At 71.0% G+C, this 917-nt stretch carries 1 protein-coding gene; it reads right to left on the bottom strand.

From position 1 onward, the window contains the following. On the bottom strand, window positions 1–783 hold a 783-nt coding region (locus ACZ4WH_RS32715), incomplete at its 3' end, for an alpha/beta hydrolase (RefSeq protein WP_468187662.1). Between the last annotated feature and the right edge of the window lie 134 nt (window positions 784–917).

The following is a 917-nucleotide window of genomic DNA, read 5'->3' as shown; positions in this document are numbered from 1 at the left end:
GTCGGCCTCACCGGTGATGACCAACGCCGGGGGCAGCCCGGTCAGTTGCTCGGTGGTGGCGCGCAGCGGGGAGGCGGTGATCCGGGCGCGCTCGGTCTCGTCGGTGGTGTACTGGTCCCAGAACCACTGCATGCCGTCGCGGCGCAGGAAGTAGCCGGTGGCGAACTGGTGGTAGGACGGCGTGTCGAAGGTGGCGTCGGTGACCGGGTAGAACAGCACCTGCTGGCGCAGCGGGATGCCGCCGCGTTCCTTGGCCATCAGCGTCAGCGCGGCGGTCATGTTGCCGCCGACGGAGTCACCGGCGACGGCCAGCCGGGAGCCGTCCAGGCCCTTGGAGGAGCCTTCTTCCACGACCCACTGGGCGACGGCGTAGTTCTGCTCGATGGCGACGGGGTAGCGGGCCTCGGGGGAGAGGTCGTACTCGGGGAAGACGACGGCGGCCTGGGCACCGACGGCGAGTTCGCGCACGAGGCGGTCGTGGGTGTGGGCGTTGCCGAAGACCCAGCCGGCGCCGTGGATGTAGACGATGACGGGGAGGGTACCGGTGGTGCCGGCGGGCTTGACGATCCGTGCCCGGACGCTGCCCGTGGGACCGCCCTGGACGGTGATCCACTCCTCGTCGACGGCCGGCTTGTCGATCTCGCCGGACTGGACCTCGTCGACGGCCTTGCGGCCCTCGGCGGGGGTCAGGTCGAAGAGGTAGGGCGGGTTGGCGGTCGCCGCCGCGAACTCGGCCGCGGCGGGTTCCAGCACCGGGGTCACCGGCGCCTGGGCATCAGACATGGCTGTCTCCTCAGGATTCAGGGGATTCCGCCACGGTAGAACCGCCGGTGTCGAGGCATTCGCCCGCCAGCGCACCGCCGGTGTCCCCACAGTGCACGGATTTCCCGCCGCCGCATTCGGGCACGGTACGCCCA

It is taken from the genome of Streptomyces sp. NPDC029138 (assembly GCF_055564375.1).
The sequence above is the reverse complement of the archived record's forward strand: the minus strand, read 5'-3'. Positions and strand labels throughout refer to the sequence as shown.